Below are 17837 nucleotides of genomic sequence, written 5' to 3' on the forward strand. Positions count from 1 at the left end.
TTCAAGCAATGCAGATGTTAGGTTTTGATTGTTATTTTCAACATAGCATAGTCAGTTATGTTTTTGATATTGAACAATATAAAAATCACAAATCAACGTGCTCCAATAGCTAGGCAAGCTATTAAAAAGAATGATTTATGGAAGGGACTAATGCCCACAGTACATAACTATATAGGTAGAGGGTGTCTAATAAGTCGCTTAGGTCGTTCCCTAGGGCAACTGGGACAGCAACGCAGCTGTGTCCACGATTATACCGCTACGCTTCTGTCCGTTAGCAAATTGTTAGCACCTCTAATATAGGCCGTGGCCTGCTAAATAAATACCCCTGCGCATATCTAATGCCCGCTCGTTTAAGGGTTTCGGCTTGGTATATTTCTTCAACACCTTCGCCAAGTGTATGCGCACCTAGCTCATCTAGACGTTTTCTTGTGTCTTGGAGCTCACCTTCTATGGCGCCAACTTGATCTATGCGTCTAATCACTGAAATGCATAACTTTACGATTGCAGGTTTAAGTATCTCCGCCGTTGAAATATCAAAGAAACCGCAACCGGTATCATCCAATAACACTCTAATGCCTATGTCTTGAAGTTTTTTCACTTTATCAACAATATTTTGAACGTCGATTAATGGTAAATGCTCAGTTAACTCAAAACATAACCTTGTATAATAGGGGTGCATATCTGGGTTTTGCAATAGTTGGCTTAATTCTTCACTGGCAAGCACTTCAGGACCTAAGTTTATCGTTAGGAATTTATCGGCAGGAAGTGCGGCTAAGTATCCTAAAGCTTGTTCAATACAAGCCAACTCAAGCTCTTTAGTCAGGCCAAAATGCGAAGCGGAACCGAATAGTTTGTCTGCTCTTTCTACGGTTGATTCTTTAGGCCCTCGAGTTAAGACCTCATATCCAACAATAGAATCGTTTGATAATTCAATAATTTCTTGAGCGTAAATCTGGAGCTGTCTTTTATGGATTAAACTCAGCAACTCGCTTTTAGTGATCTGACCATGTGGAGAAGATTCACTGGTATCTTCCTCACTAATGCCTGACTCCAAAACGGCCTCGTTAGTTAACCACTTGTGCAAGTCTTCAGAACTAAGTGAGTGACGATTGCCTATTTCTTTGAATAAAAGTGCAAAGTTGATCTTTCTGCCACTTCCGGCGCCAAAGTATTGAATTAAGGCCTCGCGAACGTATGCCTGTGCAGTTTGAATAAGCACGGTTTTCTGCTCTTCTATATCAAGAAGTGTACTTTGACTCTTATGCGAGGCTAATACTTGAATAGTGTATTGATCGGTAGATGCCACATCAACGTTTTGATATCGACTAAACATTGCGTGCAACCTAGGGATTAAAGCCAACGCTATTTCTTGCCATGCGTGCTGAACAATAAAATCACCGAGTATACTTTCGAGTAATCGAGGTTGCTCAAGTGTTACCACGAAAATATAGTTTTTACAGTTCATTAGATATTCTCTTTGTGTGCGGATCCTTTATATCGGGCGCGAGTTGTGTCGCTTTAGAGAATCCGTCATGTTTATTGATTATTTTAAGTCTTGGTTCAAACAACACTAGCTTATAGGTTTGACACGACGATTTTCCCTTTGCGGCCGCACACTTTCATAGGCGGGTGCGCCTCGCTTACCTTACTAAGACTTCAAAACTCCATATATGCTGATTAAAAATAAATATGCTCAAAAGCAAAGTAAAACAAATAAGAAATTACTAGTGCCGGAATAGCTGTATAAAAAGTAGCAATAAGAGAAGCTTTAGGCATTTTAGCAATGGCGGGAAACAAGGCATCACCGTCGTTTGATATTGCGTTTGCTAATTGTGCAGATAACGGAATCGCGCCTTGCAAAAATAACCCAGTTGTAAGCAGTTGCGGAGCACTACCAGGAATAAGCCCTATCAATACACCAATTAAGGGCAGAAAAATACCCGCTGACGCAAAAGCTGAACGTAGCTCCCAGCCAGTCCACTGCATCAACATTTCAAACATTAAAAATGAAAGCGTGATCCACGCTGCTATATTACCAACCTCAGAGGAAACTGTGTGTATTACTTCGTGGGCTTTGTTTGGCCCAAAATGTATTTTCAAGAATGAAGACGATGGGCCGAAAGACCAGATAAGTAGTGCTACAGCCGAGCCAACAGCACCTACGTAAAACGCCATGCTGTGCTCATGAGCATGCTCAAGTGATTCATCGTGAGACATATGCTCTAAGCTAAATACAAACCCTACAATGAGTAATAACACCCATACAAGTTGTAGCAAGTTGACGTGATGGCACTTTGTTTTTCGAGATTCAAATTCAAAGGGAGCGAGCATAAACTTCTCGCCATGTTTATGCTCAACCAACAAACCAGAGATGCAGCCAACAATGATACTAAGCGATACGATCAAGACGCTGGTGGAAGGGTCTGAGACCATTAACAGAAAAGCCGCATCTCCCATAGTTGAAATAAGAGCGGCGATTACCGAACCAAAACGCGCTCGGCCTATACTAAATTGAGTTACTACAATTATTGCGCCACTACAGCCAGGCAAGGCACCTAGTAGCGCGGCGATCGGGATCTGGGCATGTTTGTATTTTTCAAGCACAGCCTTGGTATCATAGTTGCCAATATGTTCAAGGCTATAAAAAGTTAGTAAGGTGACACCTATGAAAACCGTAACATCCAAAAATGCATGCGATAGTACTTCCCAAATTGCAATCTGAGCATGACTCTCAAGCAGATAGGCACAGACAAATACGATTAATGTAGTAGTTATTCTGCCTAGGGAATATCCTTGAGGAAACCAGTTGATATGCGAAGAATTAGTATGTGTTGTCATTTTGAGCATCTTTTCAAAACTTTGCTTAACTTATTAAAAGAGTCAAGTCGTAGTGGTAAGGAGTAAGTTCACCATCTAGATAAATGGTGAACTTAAATAACGCTAATTTTTTAAGGCGACTTTAATTGTGCCTTCGGCGCGTGTTCGCATTAGCTCGTATCCTTTGACTGCCTCGTCCAGTGGCAGAATGTCGGTAAAAATTACGCTTGGGTCTAAACGACCACTTTCAACCATTGGTAGTAATATGTTCATATAAGCAGCAACGTTTACCACACCCGTGTGTATAGTTAGGTTACGAAACAAAGCGTCATTATATGGTGCTTCAGCAGGTGCAAATAAATGACCGAAGCCCAGTATGCTGATATTGGCACCTGCTTGTGCCATATCCATACTTTGTTTAATTGATTCAGGCGAGCCTGCAGTATCAATAACAGACAAGGCGCCATATCCTTTGGTTAAGCTTTTAACATAGTCTACTGGGTCAGTGTTTTTGCTGTTTACAACATGAGTAGCTCCATTTTTCAAGCCATGCGCAAGTCGTCCATCGTGTCGTCCAACATGAATTATTTGTGCCGGAGCAAACAAATTTGCTGCCATTACAGCGCTTAAACCAACCGCCCCATCACCAATAATGACGACAGTTTCACCAGCTTGAATATTAGAGTTCATTGCACCATGAAAACCCGTAGCAAAGTTATCTGCTAACGGTAGTACTTTTGCATCATCGGCACCTGAGCTTAGATTTTCTGGCAATTTAAATAAGGTGGTGTTTGCGAAAGGGACGCGGATGTATTCTGATTGACCGCCTTGTATATCGGCGCCGCCGTGCTCAACAAACATAGGTGTACCAAAAAGACCACCTTGTTCACAAGCGGAATTAACGCCCTTTTTGCAATAGTGACATTCTCCATCTACAAACATGGCTGAGGCAACAACGCGGTCACCCACACTCAAGCTTTTTACGTTGTCACCAATTGCTTCAACCACACCTACAAACTCATGACCAAGACGCATCCCTTTCTCAACACCCAATTCAGGGCCATTTTGCGTAAAATCCATGTCTGCGCCACAAATACCTGCTAATGTCATGCGCACAATCGCATCAGTACTATCAATAAGCTCCGGTTTTGGGAGATCCACTACCGCTACTTTGGCTCTGTCTTCATATATTGTTGCTTTCATTTTAATTTCCTCTATTACGTATTTTATATTGATTACTTAAGTTGTATTTAAGAGTACCGCATATTTTAATATGACCAGTCATCTTTAATTTATATTAAAAAAATACTGGTCAACGACCAGCAATATAGTACTTTCTATCAAGCTTCTAGAAAATGCATTACTAAATGCCCATTTCGCTCCATCAAAGACGAGTCTTGATTAACTTTTGCGGTGAGCACAGAACCCTGTAAACAACTCACCACGTAATCAGCAAGATCATCTGCTGACGTATCCGCAACAATAGTGCCTTCTTTTTGGCCGTCTTTAATGCAAGAAGCGATATGAACTTTCCAAGTGTTAATCAGGGTTGATAATTTATTCCTAAATAAGTCCAAATTAGCTACTTCCCCACTAAAATTACCAATTAAGCAGCCGCACTCATGATAACCCACGTTAGCTAAATATTCTTTTAATCGTTCTTTAGCCGGTATATTAGGATTCAATAGTTTTGTCCGACTAAGCGAATTACTCTCCCAATAGACCTCTAAAATTTCAATTCCCAGCGCGTCTTTGCTCTTAAAATGATTGTAAAAAGACCCTTTCGGCACATTTGCTCGTGCGACTATGTCGTTTACACTAGTCCCGTTAAATCCATTTTCATGAAAAATAGCGAGAGCCGCATCTAAGACTTTTTGACGATTATTAGCTTTAGGCATAAGCTTTTTATATTGTTAGTTATTTGAAAGTGAAAACATAATATGACCGTTCGTCTTGAAAATCAAGCCTCAATGTGAAATTTTTTCATTAAGCCAACATGTGTGACCGCTTGAATCGTAAAAAATAACCTTTAATTTCAGTATTGAAGTCGTTCTAAAATAGGACTCTACAGCCCTATTTCAACAATCAAAGAAGCTAGTCAAAGCATCTTCTACCACCTCAGGATCAGCTTTTACTCTAGCAATAAGCAAAGACCCTTCTAGTGAACTAAGAAAACGTAAAGCTTGAAAATTTGCATCGACAAACCCTAGCGCTTTAAATTGTTTTGCAAGCCAAGATTGAAATTCAGTGAAATAAAGATCGACCTTTTTTCTTACTTTGGGACTCACAGACTGTAGCTCGGCTGCTATCATTCCGCAAAGGCAAAATTTGTCACTATGAATATAAGCCTTAAAGTAATCTTTTACCGCAATAAGTCGATCGATTGGATTTTGAATTTCGATATCCATATTACGAAAAGCCAAAGTATGCAACTCTAACGCTCGCTCAACCAAAGCTAAAGCAAGATCGTCTTTACTCTTGAAGTGATAATGAATACTGGCAGCCTTTATACCAATTTCAGCTGCCAGATCTAAATAACTAAAGGCGTTGAAACCTTTCATTTGCGTATAACTTTCCGCTAACTCCAAAATTTTTGTTTTCGTATCTTTCATACTTGCTACTTCTTCATCTCTCTTAATTCACACGCATGAGCATGTTTTAGTGTTTCTCACCATCGACCATTACATTTTGCATGGAATACCAATAACTTACATGCATATAGGTAAAATACTTCAAGTGAGGGTTGTTTGCAAGTTGCCAATTTTTGAATAAAACATCAGTAAAATTGTTCGATTAATAGTGTTTTTTTCTTGACAAGTATTATTTTTCCATATTATTCTATATGCATGTAGGTAGAATTGTTGATTAAGCCATATTCCTTTTTAACTGCGAAATATGAGTTTAACGAACATAAAAGCATGAATTCTTTTATATATTCTACTTCTTTACTTAAACAGCCTACCTATATATAGGTAATTAACAAGGGGCGCTAAAATGAAATTATTCGCAGCCAAATTTTCTTATGTACTGTTCACTGTTCTAGCAATGAGCATTGGTAATCTTGTTCATGCAAAAGAAACCAAAGAAGACGAAGTACATAGCTTCAAGGAATACAACGAAGTGGTTGCTGCCTTGCAGCCTTATATAAAAAGCGCCAAATCTGGTAACGGCAAAGTTATCCGCACCGCGTTTTACGAACATGCGCATATAGTTGGGTCAATCAATGGCACCCTTTATAACTCTGACCTAAGTAGTTTCGAGCAAAGTGTTAGCGCTGGTGGCCCGTCTCCAGATGTCGAACATCGTATCGTGTGGATAGACATTTCTGGTCCTGCAGCGGCAGCAAAAGTTGAATTTATTAACTGGGGTGGCTTTAGGTTTACTGACTTTTTTATTTTATATAAGCATGAAGGCCAGTGGAAAATTAGCGGAAAAGTATACGATTCACACTCCCAGAATTAAAGGGTTTAGACGACCATCAAGTCGAACTAATAGAAATTAGGCACTAGAAAGAGAGAAATAATAATGACTTACCCAATTATCAGTAATGCGAAATCGCTTCAAGAATTTCCCATTAACAAGAAATGGCCTGCAAAAAATCCAGACATTCTTCAACTTTATTCTATGCCTACTCCCAATGGGCAGAAAGTTTCGATAATGCTTGAAGAATTAGGGCTAGAATATGAAGCGCACAAAATTCCTTTGAACGAAGACGGAGTGGGCAATCCTGAATTTTTGTCCTTAAATCCCAACCACAAAATTCCCGCCATTATTGACCCAAATGGTGCAGATGGTAGTGCAATAGGCATATTCGAAAGCGGTGCAATTCTTAACTACCTTGCAGACAAAAGTGGCCAGTTTAACGGCAACTCACTTGCCCAGAAATACGAAGTACAACAATGGTTGATGTTTCAAATGGCTGGCTTTGGTCCAATGGCTGGTCAATTCGGCTTCTTTTTTGCGTTTGCTGGCAAAGATTTTGAGGATAAGCGCCCCTTAAAGCGTTATACCAACGAAGTTAAGCGACAACTATCTGTGCTAGACAGGCGTTTAGAAGGAAGGGAGTGGATTGCAGGAGAATACTCTATCGCAGACATGTCGATTGCGCCTTGGTTTAACAGCATAGAAAGCTTTTTAAAAGCCGGAGAAATCATAGGGCTGCGTGATCTAAAAAATATTTCTAATTACATGGATCGATTTAACGCAAGGCCTGCCGTGCAAAAAGGCAATAACGTCCCAGCGCATAATTGGTCGTAAAAAATGAGCACCTTCCCACTGGAAATAACGTTGCTCTGGGATGGCTCGCTGGATTTTGCCGCGCGTTATTACATTGCCCTATAAAACCAGTAATTAATATTATTAAAATCAAAGGAAAAAATCATGACTCTAGTCACTAAACCAAACACTGCACACGAGCTTCATAGCTTTAACGAATACAAAGCCATTGAAAAAGCGCTCCAGCCTTACATTACCTCGGCAAAAAGTGGTGATGGCAAACACATACGAACCGCGTTTTTTGATCACGCTCACATAGTTGGGTCTGTTGGCGGAGAATTCTACAACATGGATGCAGATGTCTTTGCTGATGTTGTCAGTGAAGGCGGGCCATCACAAAGCGTTGAATATCATATCGCATGGATAGACATTTCTGGCCCAGCAGCTGCAGCAAAAGTGGAATTTATCAATTGGGGTGGGAATCGCTTTACCGACTTCTTTGTTTTATACAAGCAAGATTCTCAGTGGAAAATCAGTGGGAAGGTCTACGACTCACACGCTAACAATTAATTTTTGATACATGGACTTTTTATTTACTAACCGAGGAATAACTAATGACTAATTTTACCATTCACACCCACGAAACTGCTCCACAAGGAAGCAAAGGGGTGCTTTTAGGTGCAGAAAAAGCCTTCGGGTTTGTGCCAAACCTTATGGCGACTCTTGCTGAGTCTCCAGCAGCAGTAGAAGCATACTCAACGTTGATGGGAATTTTCGACAAAAGCGATTTTACGGCAACTGAACGCCAAATCGTACTTATGACGAATAATCGCCTTAATGGCTGTACATACTGCATGGCCGCACATTCTACCATCTCCAAAATGCAAGGGGTTCCGGCAGATATCATTGCAGACTTGCGCGCAGGCACTGAACTTAACGACAACAAGCTAGAGGCGTTAAGAACATTTACCATTAAAATCGTTCAGAGTCGTGGCTATGCCACTGAGGAAGATATTGAAACGTTCGTTGCTGCCGGATATACCAAAGGCAATGTTTTAGAGGTCATTCTTGGAACTTCATTAAAAACGCTTTCAAACTACAGTAATCATGTAGCAAATACACCTGTAGACAACGCGTTTCTAGCAGACAGTTGGTCATCTGACGATATCGATGCAGCATGAGTCTAATAGCAGGGCCTGATTAACCTCAGGCTTAGCTTCCTTATAGATCCTAGCCCATCTAGTTTTAAAATAACTAAACAAATTTCTATATTAGTGAGATAGATTAATCTGACCAAGGCGATGAGACGGAAGTAGCCTTTTCACTGCATTGGGCGTTTGCTTGATAATTGAATACGGGTTGAGCATAGAATATACTAGTTTTTTAAACTTTTGGTAGGCGTAGTATTGTTTCAGCTATACGCCTTACTTACGTCGGGTAAAAACTTACCCGCACCAGTCTTTGTTCTATGTATCTTGGCGCCAACACGATGAACTTAGTTTCTAATTTATCTGTGCATCCATTCAAACCAATTAAAGTACAATTATTTGGTCGTTTTCGCGTTATGGCGGAAAACGGCGATGAAATTGTTATTAATGGCAAACGAGTTCGAGCACTGCTGGCCATATTGTGTTTGCAACCAGGCGAGGCTATTGAGCGAGAACACATTAGCCAGTTACTGTGGCAAGGTAAGTTCAGAGCTCAAGCACGTGCTAGCCTTCGCCAAACCTTACTAGAATTAAAACAACAACTTGCTGCGGTTTGCGACGACCCGTTTTTAGGCACTCGTGAGCAGGTAGCGATTCGTTCTGAGCTAGTAAATTCTGACCTAACAGATTTACACAACGCACTGGCAAGCGGTCATTACGAGTCAGCAGGTGCACAACTGCAGACTATTGGAACAAAACCACTTCTTGAAGAGCTAGATAGCGGACAAGATTTAGGACTCGGGTTTGCTAAGTATCTGGATTCGCAACGAATTCAATATGAAGCACAGCTAGCTCAATTAGTTGAACAAACATTTACCGACGCAAGCGAACACCATCTTGATTATGCCCGTACTTGCTTGCGAGAAGCTATACAAAAACGGGGGCAAGGTGACAAGACACATGAAGCCTTGGTTAGAATTGCGGTATTGCCGTTTGCGGTGAAGTCATCAGACGAATCCTTGCAACTCTTCGCCGATGGTTTATTTGAAGAACTCATCACCACGCTGGCTCAGATTCCTCAGTTACGAGTGGCCGGTCGCGCCTCGGCGCGTCAGTTTGCTTCCAGCGCATCAGCAATTGATACAGCTTCTAAACTTAAAGTGACTAATTTAATAGAAGGCACAGTGCGCCGCCAAGGCACTACCATTATCGTACATGCTGCTACACTCGATGGTACCGACGGTTGTCAAGCCTGGTCTGGTCGTTTTGAGCAACAAAGCGATGATCTATTTTCTCTTCAGCAAACACTAGCAGTCTCGCTTACTAAAGAGCTTGGACTAGCGCTTACACGTCAGATTAAACCACCACCACGTCGACGCAGCACTATAAACAAAGAGGCATATTCTTTATACCTGCAGGGGCGTGCCTTGACCGTAAGAGCGATTGGTGATGGTGTGTTGGCCAAAGCTATTGAACTGCTAGAGGCCGCTCTTGAAATCGACCCAACATTTGCCGCGTGTTGGACTGCATTGGCCGAAGCACATGTTTATACCGCAGTTTATACACCTTGTTTAGACCGATTAGCACAATCACAGAAAATGGCGCAGTGCGCCACGCGTGCTATCGAGTTAGACCCAAAACAAGGGCATGCTCGCGCTATGCTGGGCATTCATCGTTGGACACAAAACGATCCACTTGGAGCACTCGACCTAGCTTTTGAAGCTTATCGTCTAGAACCCAATAATCCAGATGTAGTGCTGCGCCTAGGTTCTTTTTTACTTTATATCGGCCGCACCCGAGAAGCTTTGCCCTATATTCAAGCGGCCGTCGACCAAGATCCGGTTAATGGACGTAACTATGCGATGCTATCAGTGGTTCATCTAAATTTAGGCAATATAGATTCGGCCATAGAAGCTGGGCAGCGAATGGTCGACTTAGGCCTACCTTCCATGTGGCTTGGCGTTGCCACTGCAGCATCAGGAGATCGCAAGCTAGCAATTAATCAATATCGGCAAACCATGAAGCTAATGAATAAGACGATGTTTCCACCGGCTGGTTCTAAACCTCTTAGCGGCCCCGCCCTTTACGCCTTTTGGGAACTTGCTGCACGTGGGGTCTGCAGCGGCAAAGCTACACATCGAAAGCTTTACTGTGTTTTGTTAGACCGTCTACATACTACCCTTCATGACCCATGTGACACAAGTATTGTTCAACCTGCAATTTGGATGGGGTATTCAGACATGGTTTTCAAAACTTTAGGTACTCAAATTACGCCTGCCAATATGTTTTGCATGATGTCACTTTGGGCTGATTTAGAGCCAATTAAGCAGATTCGCTTACATCCCGATTTTCTACCTTTTGCCAAGAGTATTGGATTAGTGGCAGCTTGGGATCGATATGGCTGGCCAGACTTATTGCCATGTCCCATATCAATATAGCGGTTCACTTTGAATCTATAGCGCTACAGATGCGCAATGCATTTAATTTCAATTTGTAGTTCTGGCTGAACGAGCGCAGCTATCTGCACTACAGTTTGGCTAACTTCGGGCATACCGCCATACGCAGATTCTCTTACCCCATATACGGCTTCAACGTTATCCATCAAGGCATTCATATCTGTGACGAAAAAGGTTTCATCAACAATATTTTCCATATTTGCGCCAAATTGCGATAAAACATGTTTCATATTTGAGTAAGCAATGGCGGTTTGTTCAGCAATACTATCCGGTGTTATTCCGTTGTCGTCTATCCCTACTTGCCCTGCCATATAAAGCACGTTTCCGACTTGAGTACCTTGTGCTATAAAATCTTTAAAAGGTCCATTTCGATACGTTTTTTTGTGAAGTGTCATTATTGTATTTTCCTTTGATAGCTGGCTGGCTTTTGTAGTTCAAAAAGATATTAGAGAGTTAGCGGGGTGACAATAGTGCGAGCGTAAAAATGACGCTACTTTGACGCTGGCAATATTGAGGCATAGCTCACTTTCTCGTAACTTAGTGCTTACGTTGAGTGATGTACTTACTAGCAAGGGGCTGAGGGGGCTACACCAGCGTTATAAATAAGAGAACGCTTCGATGACATCCTTTAAAATCGCTATTCTTGTATGCCTACTCACAAGCTTAACGCAAGTCCATGCTGCAAATTGGGACATTATTCATGCTGGTAAACTGTTAGCCGTGCCAGGCGAGCCAGTAACCGAAAAGCAAAGCATCATTTTAAAAGACGGTAAAGTCTACGATATCAAAAATGGTTACATGAATGCTAAAGACTTGGAGCTTGGCAGTAGCGATTCACTTGAAATCCACAATTTAAGAAGTCACTTTGTGATGCCCGGCTTTATTGATGGGCATGTTCATTTAACCTTAGCACTTGCGCCGGGTGCCGCACTAAGTTGGGTGCAAATGTCAGACGCTGATACCGCGATAATGGGTGCAAAACATGCCCGAGATACCTTGATGGCTGGTTTTACCAGCGTTCGCGATATGGGCGCATTCACTGATGATGCGGTCTTTGCGGTAAGAGACGGCATCAATGCTGGTTATATTATTGGCCCTAGAACCTTTGTTGCCGGCAATCCTATTGCCATTAATGGTGGTCATGGCGACTTCACCCACAGCTTTAAAGAGCCAGTGGCTGATGTATTGCGAACAACTGGGGTATGCGACGGAGTTGCTGAGTGTCGCAAAGCGGTGAGGGATCAAATTAGGCGAAAAGCTGATCACATAAAATTAACCGCCACTGCAGGGGTTATGTCTGACAGTAATGCTGGCCTAGAACAGCAGTTCTTTGAGGATGAGTTAACTGCCATCATGGACACAGCAAAGCTTATGGGTCGCAAGGTAGCGGCTCATGCCCATGGTGCAAACGGTATTAACGCTGCACTTAAGGCAGGGGCAAACACCATTGAACACGGTACGTTTTTAAATGATGAGAGCATCCGTTTATTTATTGAAAACGATGCTTATTTGTCGCCCACACTTTCAGCCTTTCAATCCGTAGAACCTGCACTAAAAGATCCCAACAGTTTTTTAACCGACAATCAACGCGTAAAAGCGCAGCAAGCCATGACCGCCGTTAAAACCTTTGTTTCAAAGGCTCATACAGCGGGCGTCAATATTGCGCTGTCTACCGACGCAGGTGTAGGCCGGCATGGTGATAATGCTAAAGAGTTTGAATTACTAGTCAAATACGGCGGCATGACTCCGATGGAAGCGATTATTGCTGGGACGCTCTCAGGCGCCGAAAATATTGGCAAACTCGATGAGTTGGGCAGCCTAGAAGCAGGTAAATGGGGTGATATCGTCGCAGTTAATGGCGATCCCCTTACCGACATCACCATCTTGCAAAACGTCAGCTTTGTGATGAAGGAAGGCGTGGTATACAAACATAAAGCAGACTGAGCCTCTAGCTTGGCGCTGGTTAAAATAGCTAAATATTAAACGGAAGATATTAAACGATGAACAAACCCAGTACTACTGCTGTCGATGCTACACCAATACCAGCAAGCACACGCTACGATATTTTAGATGCCCTACGTGGATTTGCTTTATTCGGCATCTTTTTTGCGAACGTGCAATATTTTGCGGGGTGGCTTTTCGTAGATTCCCAAGCAAAATCAACGATAGATGGCGCGTATATTTATGATGCGTTTATACTGATGGTTATTGATGGTCGCTTTTATACCATTTTCTCCTTTCTATTTGGCTTGGGATTTGCGCTGCAGTTATCGCGCTTACAAGACAAGGTAGCTACCAAAGCAAATAGCTTATATCTTCGTAGACTAAGTATCTTGTTACTTATTAGCTTGATACATATGTGTGTATTCTGGATTGGCGACATTCTTCTTCTTTATGCATTGTTAGGTTTCGTACTGTTTTTTATGCGCAAATGCGCTGACCGCAGTTTGGTAATTATTGCAGCGATTTTGTTTATGGTACCTATCCCAGGATATTACTTATTTTGGAAGCTAGGTATCGATCCATCGTTAGGCCTATACCAAGTAGCAAGCTATTTAGTCGATGGCAGTGATGATATAAGCGGCTTTTTTGCAGGCTTCTACGAAACAGTCCATACCACCAGTGTTATTCGTTATTTTGAATTAAACTTGGAAATCGCTATTGGCAGACTGGGATACTATTTTGATACTTGGCGCATACCAAAGGTATTAGGGATAATGCTTCTGGGTATGTGGGCTGGGCGTCAGCTGATTGCCGGTAAAATACTAGACAACACCGCTTTTTTGAAAAAGATTATTTTATTTGGCCTGATTGTAGGTTTACCTTCAACTGTTGTGTATGCTTATCTGTCGGGGCTTAACTCGTTCCAAGCTCACTCTTTAGATGGCTTTTTATCGGTAATTGTTTATATGCTTGCTGTCTTTCCAATCGCTTTCGTATATATCGCCATTTTTGCGCTATTGTGGCGTAAATACCCGTCGGTATTAGGCGTTTTTGCCGCGTCAGGACGCATGGCCTTGTCTAATTATTTATTGCAAACATTTTTAGGCATTTGCATATTTTATGGTATTGGCTTTGGCTTACAATTAAAGGGAGGGCCTTTGAGTTTAGCCGTCATCGCGATTGTGGTTTTTGTTTTTCAGATTATTGTATCAAACCTGTGGTTTAAACAATTCGCCTATGGGCCTGCAGAATGGATTTGGCGCATGTTGACCTATAAAAAGCCCTTGGCTATTAGAAGGGGGAATAGACATATACTTACCACACTGAGAAGCAAAGAGTACTATTAAATTCTTCTGTAAGCTTGAGTATATTGGCGAACTGCTGAGTGTTACTTATTAAACGGAATAGGTTTGTGCTTATTACTTGCTGAAATGCTAACGATCTTCCATTTATCATTTGTTTTATGCCAGACTTGAGTTCCGCCGCCACTGACAGTCATTGATTCGTCATTTTGTAGAGTAAATGACTGGATAAATTCGTTAACAAGAATGGCTGTATGACTATCGATTACAGATACTTTTAAATTGGTGAACTCTAATGAAGAAATCGTTTTGATAGCACTAAAACCTCCAGTGATAAGAGGTTTTAGATCTTCAATTGAGTTCCAATTAGTGCCATCACTGTTTAAGCCAACAAATTTTTCTGTGTCAATGAGATTAAAGTAATTTTTAGCATCCAAATTTTTAGAAGCGGTTACCAACTGCTCAAATGCTGCTAGCACTTCATGCTCGATTTGCGTTTCAGTATTTGCTCCGTCTTCAGCCATAAGTCTAGTTTGTTGATGCCAACCGGAATCAGTCAACACAAAGACATAAGCTGCTCGGGCATTATTGATACTGTTAACATCCGCTTTATAAGCGCCAACAAGCAAGGTTTTACCATCGATAGCCGCGCTGCAATCAAAATGGTCCTCCGCCTTGCCGTCATTTGGTAAAATAAGGGTTTGATTGGCTAAACCGTCTCTCACGATTAAGCCGATGATCGCAAAGAGGCAAAGTTTGTTAACATAACTAAGTTTCATTGTTCTCTTCCCATTGCCATTAGTTTCATTTTATTCGTATAACGCCCTTTTTTTCAACGCTACCTCAGTTTATTAAAAACGTATTGAATAAACGAGCATGTGATTTCGAGCCATAACTTGATAAAAAGCGGATATTTTCGAACACTTATTTCTTGCTTAATGAGAGAGAACTTAGTCCTGCACAAAAAATGGCTAGCATGCGAAATATTGAGCCGTGCCCGAGTATTGAAGAGCAAAGCGATTAAAGTAGGGAAAAGGCTTAGGCGTGACATTAATAATATGAAGCGGTCCATTAATTGGACCCATTATTCCATCCCTAAAAGCACGTTTATTCAAAGAAAGCTTGATTAGAGCTGATAGGCTAGTTTGGTTTTTTGCTAATAAAAGGAAAACCAAAATGCTTAAAAAAGTTGTAGCCTCTGCTTTACTAGTCGCTATCTGCGCAAGTCAGGTTCAAGCGATTACATCGACTAAAAAGGATAAGTGTGAATATTGGCAAGAATTAGCATATTACCACCATGCTAGTCATCTGATTTTGATTGAAACACAAAGTGAACCAAAAGCCATATTGTTTATGAAAGACTCTGCACAGTATCAGGATTACGAAACGAATAGCGCTGGAAGAATACTACTGGATAAGATCATACAGGGTTTGAAGTCAGAACTATCAGTCTCTGATATGAAATCAGCGGTTAATGACTTGTGCATGACGTTTTCCGAACAGGCGTTACAGGAAGAATGGACAAATCAAGATTACGTTAACTATTAGAAACCGATAAGCTGATTCACTGCGATATGCATAAGATGAATTGTCTCGATTATTTAAAATTAAATCCGTGCTTACTCGCATTATTTTGGTTAACAGTATCAATGACTAGCGCCTTTGGGTTAGTCATGTACGTTGAAGAGTTTCATATCATCGATGAAATGTTTATTCCAAGCGAGATATTAGCGCATGTAGATTTGATGAGTGAGCGGCAAAAAATAGTTCATATTTGGTTGACTGCGACCCTCGATGTTGCATATCCATTTGCATACGGCGCTCTATTTATTGGTCTAACTCTTCGGTCATTTCCAGTGTACGGATACTGGCTAATGCTGCCTAGTATTTTGGTCATTCCGGTTGATTTAGTAGAAGGCGTTATTCAAGTTTTATTGCTTCAAGGACATTCTGATCTTGTGACAATAAAGAGTGTGGTCACTCCAATGAAACTGATTTTATTTGTCACGGGACTGACGGTTGGTATAGTCGCAAGCATACGCCTTTTGACTCGCAGCAAACGATGTAATTCTTGACGTAAGTACTTTACTTCAATCTAAACTTGAAGCTATTAATTTTTTGTTTATATGCTATCTTCGAATTCATTGTTGCATATAAGCAGAGGAGTTACCGTCACAAACCAAGCGACCCAACACAAAGCGCAGTTTAGTTGCCTTGAGTGGGCCTAGTCAAAGGTCAGCAAGAAGTTCAACAAATTCTCGAACGTGGGGAATAAAGTTATTACAGCGCATCGGCTCAGGGCGGCGGCAGGATCTACATTTTTGTGATTAAAGAATTAGAATTGGTTGTAACTATCACCGCTCACGATCGGAATATTGCTACTCAGCAATTAGTTGCTGAGAGAATTTTGCCTAAAAGTGAAGGCTGTTGTATTTTGTATTGGATAATTCTGTAAAAGATGTAGATGAATATCCTTAGCACCAAACAATGTGAGGTGGATATGACTATGATGACAAGTCCTTGGTCTATGAAATAAACGTCGATATTCCTCGCAAGCTACTAGCGCCAGCTGTTGGCGTCAAACCAAACACCTCTCGGGCTGTTCGAGTGGTATGAGCGGCATCAGAAAACCCCGCATCCAATCCTGCATGACTAATTATTTCACCGTCATTAAATACCAGTGATGTGAGCATTACACTAGCCGCCCACTTCTTAAAACGTCGGAATGTTTGCCCGGTTTCGCGTTTGAACATTTTGAGCGCTTGGGTTCTTTCCAATCCCATAAGGTCAGATAACTGTTCTTGACTCATGCGCTCAATCGGGTTCTCAAATAGCTTATCAATCACTGCCAGTACCTTTGGATCTGAGGAGTGATTATTACTGTCTAATGCACTTCGCAGTTTGTTGAGTCTAGCGCTATTTTTACTGAAAAATGCCTCAGGAATATCGGCCCAGTGTTTGCCGAGTAAGGTGAAATCTCGCCGATCTTTGGGGAGTTTTACCCCATCCAAATACAGCACCTCTGCACCACCACTTTGCACAAATACACCATGCATCACATCGGGTTTAATGCAGACTATGCGGCCAGATATTTCGTCATTTTTTCCAACAACTTTCACGTCTTGCCCATTACCAAAAATGACACAGGTAATAAGATTCTCATGCATCGCTAACTCTACTTTCGCCAAGGAAAAAATGTGTGAGCGATAGCGGTACTGATTGGTTTTCATCTATACATTCCTAAACATGCACGTTTATTCAACGACGTTGGAGCAAACCCAGTTAGAGTATACAAAAGCGGAGACACTATGAAACGATTGATTATCACACTTTGCACACTACTTGTTCTGGCGTCTACTTTCACTTGGTTTGTTCTTCCACAAACAATGAGTCAATTTCTACTGACCTTAAACAATGCGTCTGCGGGGTTAACTGCAAAAACAGTTGAAACTTCGTTAGGCGTTATTCATTACCTCGAAGGTGGCATTGACACAGAAGGTAATGAAACGGTGGTATTACTACATGGCATTTTCTCCCGGAAAGAGCACTGGGTTGATTTAGCCCGTGAGCTCACTCCACATTTTCACGTAATCGCTCTTGATTTACCGGGCTTTGGCGACAATTTACAGTTACATACTAGTCAATATAATTTGCACAACCAAGCGCAAAATTTAATAACAGTATTCGACGCTTTAAATATCGAACGCGCCCACATTGCAGCAAACTCAATGGGTGCCCAAGTCGCAGGTTTAGTAGCCACTCAGCAACTGGATAAATTCAGTTCTCTAGCATTCATAGGTAGCCCTCTTGGCGTGAGTGGCTACACAAAAAGTGATATGGACCTCGCTATTGAAAATGGTTTACTACCGCTTGTTGCGCAATCTGAAACGCAATTCATGGAACGAAACGCCTTGGTTGTTTCCAGAAACGCCGAGTATCCCAACGCCCATTCTTAA

The 17837-nt window shown here is 41.6% G+C and carries 18 protein-coding genes; 10 read left to right on the forward strand and 8 right to left on the reverse strand.

Annotated elements, in window-relative coordinates; all coding sequences use genetic code 11:
* Positions 1–271 precede the first annotated feature (271 nt).
* The 5 genes from ACZ1G6_RS14755 to ACZ1G6_RS14775 form a co-directional block, all read right to left on the reverse strand.
* Entirely contained in the window at positions 272–1465 is a 1194-nt protein-coding gene (locus ACZ1G6_RS14755) for an EAL domain-containing protein (protein WP_472616985.1), read from the reverse strand.
* A gap of 212 nt (positions 1466–1677) precedes the next feature.
* On the reverse strand, positions 1678–2838 hold the full coding sequence (locus tag ACZ1G6_RS14760; protein WP_472616986.1) for a putative manganese transporter: 1161 nt from the start codon (positions 2836–2838) through the stop codon (positions 1678–1680).
* 102 nt (positions 2839–2940) lie between these two features.
* Positions 2941–4020: a zinc-dependent alcohol dehydrogenase gene (locus tag ACZ1G6_RS14765; RefSeq protein ID WP_472616987.1), complete on the reverse strand. Its 1080-nt coding sequence runs from the start codon at positions 4018–4020 to the stop codon at positions 2941–2943.
* 137 nt (positions 4021–4157) lie between these two features.
* Positions 4158–4715 (reverse strand): TetR/AcrR family transcriptional regulator, encoded by a 558-nt coding sequence (locus ACZ1G6_RS14770; RefSeq protein WP_472616988.1) that lies wholly within the window; start codon positions 4713–4715, stop codon positions 4158–4160.
* A 180-nt stretch (positions 4716–4895) separates the two neighbouring features.
* The gene (locus tag ACZ1G6_RS14775) at positions 4896–5429 is read right to left on the reverse strand and encodes a TetR/AcrR family transcriptional regulator (protein ID WP_472616989.1); all 534 of its coding nucleotides are present in this window, start codon (positions 5427–5429) and stop codon (positions 4896–4898) included.
* A 382-nt stretch (positions 5430–5811) separates the two neighbouring features.
* On the opposite strand from ACZ1G6_RS14775, the gene ACZ1G6_RS14780 reads away from it, so the two are divergent.
* The 5 genes from ACZ1G6_RS14780 to ACZ1G6_RS14800 all read left to right on the forward strand — a co-directional run bounded on the left by ACZ1G6_RS14780 (position 5812) and on the right by ACZ1G6_RS14800 (position 10618).
* The gene (locus tag ACZ1G6_RS14780; RefSeq protein WP_472616990.1) at positions 5812–6279 is read left to right on the forward strand and encodes a nuclear transport factor 2 family protein; all 468 of its coding nucleotides are present in this window, start codon (positions 5812–5814) and stop codon (positions 6277–6279) included.
* Positions 6280–6342: 63 nt separating this feature from the next.
* A complete protein-coding gene (locus tag ACZ1G6_RS14785) occupies positions 6343–7074 on the forward strand; it encodes a glutathione S-transferase N-terminal domain-containing protein (protein WP_472616991.1) in 732 nt (243 codons plus the stop codon).
* Between the two features lie 123 nt (positions 7075–7197).
* Positions 7198–7602, forward strand: a complete 405-nt coding sequence (locus tag ACZ1G6_RS14790; protein ID WP_472616992.1) for a nuclear transport factor 2 family protein — start codon at positions 7198–7200, stop codon at positions 7600–7602.
* A gap of 44 nt (positions 7603–7646) precedes the next feature.
* A complete protein-coding gene (locus tag ACZ1G6_RS14795; protein ID WP_472616993.1) occupies positions 7647–8213 on the forward strand; it encodes a carboxymuconolactone decarboxylase family protein in 567 nt (188 codons plus the stop codon).
* A 308-nt stretch (positions 8214–8521) separates the two neighbouring features.
* Positions 8522–10618, forward strand: coding sequence for a hypothetical protein (locus tag ACZ1G6_RS14800; protein WP_472616994.1), 2097 nt, complete (start codon positions 8522–8524; stop codon positions 10616–10618).
* A 23-nt stretch (positions 10619–10641) separates the two neighbouring features.
* Here ACZ1G6_RS14800 and ACZ1G6_RS14805 read toward each other — a convergent pair whose 3' ends face one another.
* On the reverse strand, positions 10642–11031 hold the full coding sequence (locus tag ACZ1G6_RS14805; protein WP_472616995.1) for a RidA family protein: 390 nt from the start codon (positions 11029–11031) through the stop codon (positions 10642–10644).
* A gap of 223 nt (positions 11032–11254) precedes the next feature.
* Between ACZ1G6_RS14805 and ACZ1G6_RS14810 the strand changes: the two genes are divergently transcribed.
* Together ACZ1G6_RS14810 and ACZ1G6_RS14815 are read left to right on the forward strand one after the other, a co-directional pair.
* Positions 11255–12580, forward strand: coding sequence for a metal-dependent hydrolase family protein (locus ACZ1G6_RS14810; protein ID WP_472616996.1), 1326 nt, complete (start codon positions 11255–11257; stop codon positions 12578–12580).
* Between the two features lie 56 nt (positions 12581–12636).
* The gene (locus ACZ1G6_RS14815) at positions 12637–13926 is read left to right on the forward strand and encodes a DUF418 domain-containing protein (RefSeq protein ID WP_472616997.1); all 1290 of its coding nucleotides are present in this window, start codon (positions 12637–12639) and stop codon (positions 13924–13926) included.
* A 41-nt stretch (positions 13927–13967) separates the two neighbouring features.
* On the opposite strand, the gene ACZ1G6_RS14820 is transcribed toward ACZ1G6_RS14815, so the two are convergent.
* Entirely contained in the window at positions 13968–14660 is a 693-nt protein-coding gene (locus ACZ1G6_RS14820; protein ID WP_472616998.1) for a nuclear transport factor 2 family protein, read from the reverse strand.
* Positions 14661–15057: 397 nt separating this feature from the next.
* On the opposite strand from ACZ1G6_RS14820, the gene ACZ1G6_RS14825 reads away from it, so the two are divergent.
* Both ACZ1G6_RS14825 and ACZ1G6_RS14830 read left to right on the forward strand, forming a co-directional pair.
* Positions 15058–15429: a hypothetical protein gene (locus ACZ1G6_RS14825; protein ID WP_472616999.1), complete on the forward strand. Its 372-nt coding sequence runs from the start codon at positions 15058–15060 to the stop codon at positions 15427–15429.
* Positions 15430–15530: 101 nt separating this feature from the next.
* On the forward strand, positions 15531–15956 hold the full coding sequence (locus ACZ1G6_RS14830) for a hypothetical protein (protein ID WP_472617000.1): 426 nt from the start codon (positions 15531–15533) through the stop codon (positions 15954–15956).
* 450 nt (positions 15957–16406) lie between these two features.
* Here ACZ1G6_RS14830 and ACZ1G6_RS14835 read toward each other — a convergent pair whose 3' ends face one another.
* Positions 16407–17111, reverse strand: a complete 705-nt coding sequence (locus tag ACZ1G6_RS14835; RefSeq protein ID WP_472617001.1) for a helix-turn-helix domain-containing protein — start codon at positions 17109–17111, stop codon at positions 16407–16409.
* A 78-nt stretch (positions 17112–17189) separates the two neighbouring features.
* On the opposite strand from ACZ1G6_RS14835, the gene ACZ1G6_RS14840 reads away from it, so the two are divergent.
* Entirely contained in the window at positions 17190–17837 is a 648-nt protein-coding gene (locus tag ACZ1G6_RS14840; RefSeq protein WP_472617002.1) for an alpha/beta fold hydrolase, read from the forward strand.

Source organism: Glaciecola sp. HA4-3 (assembly GCF_055693685.1).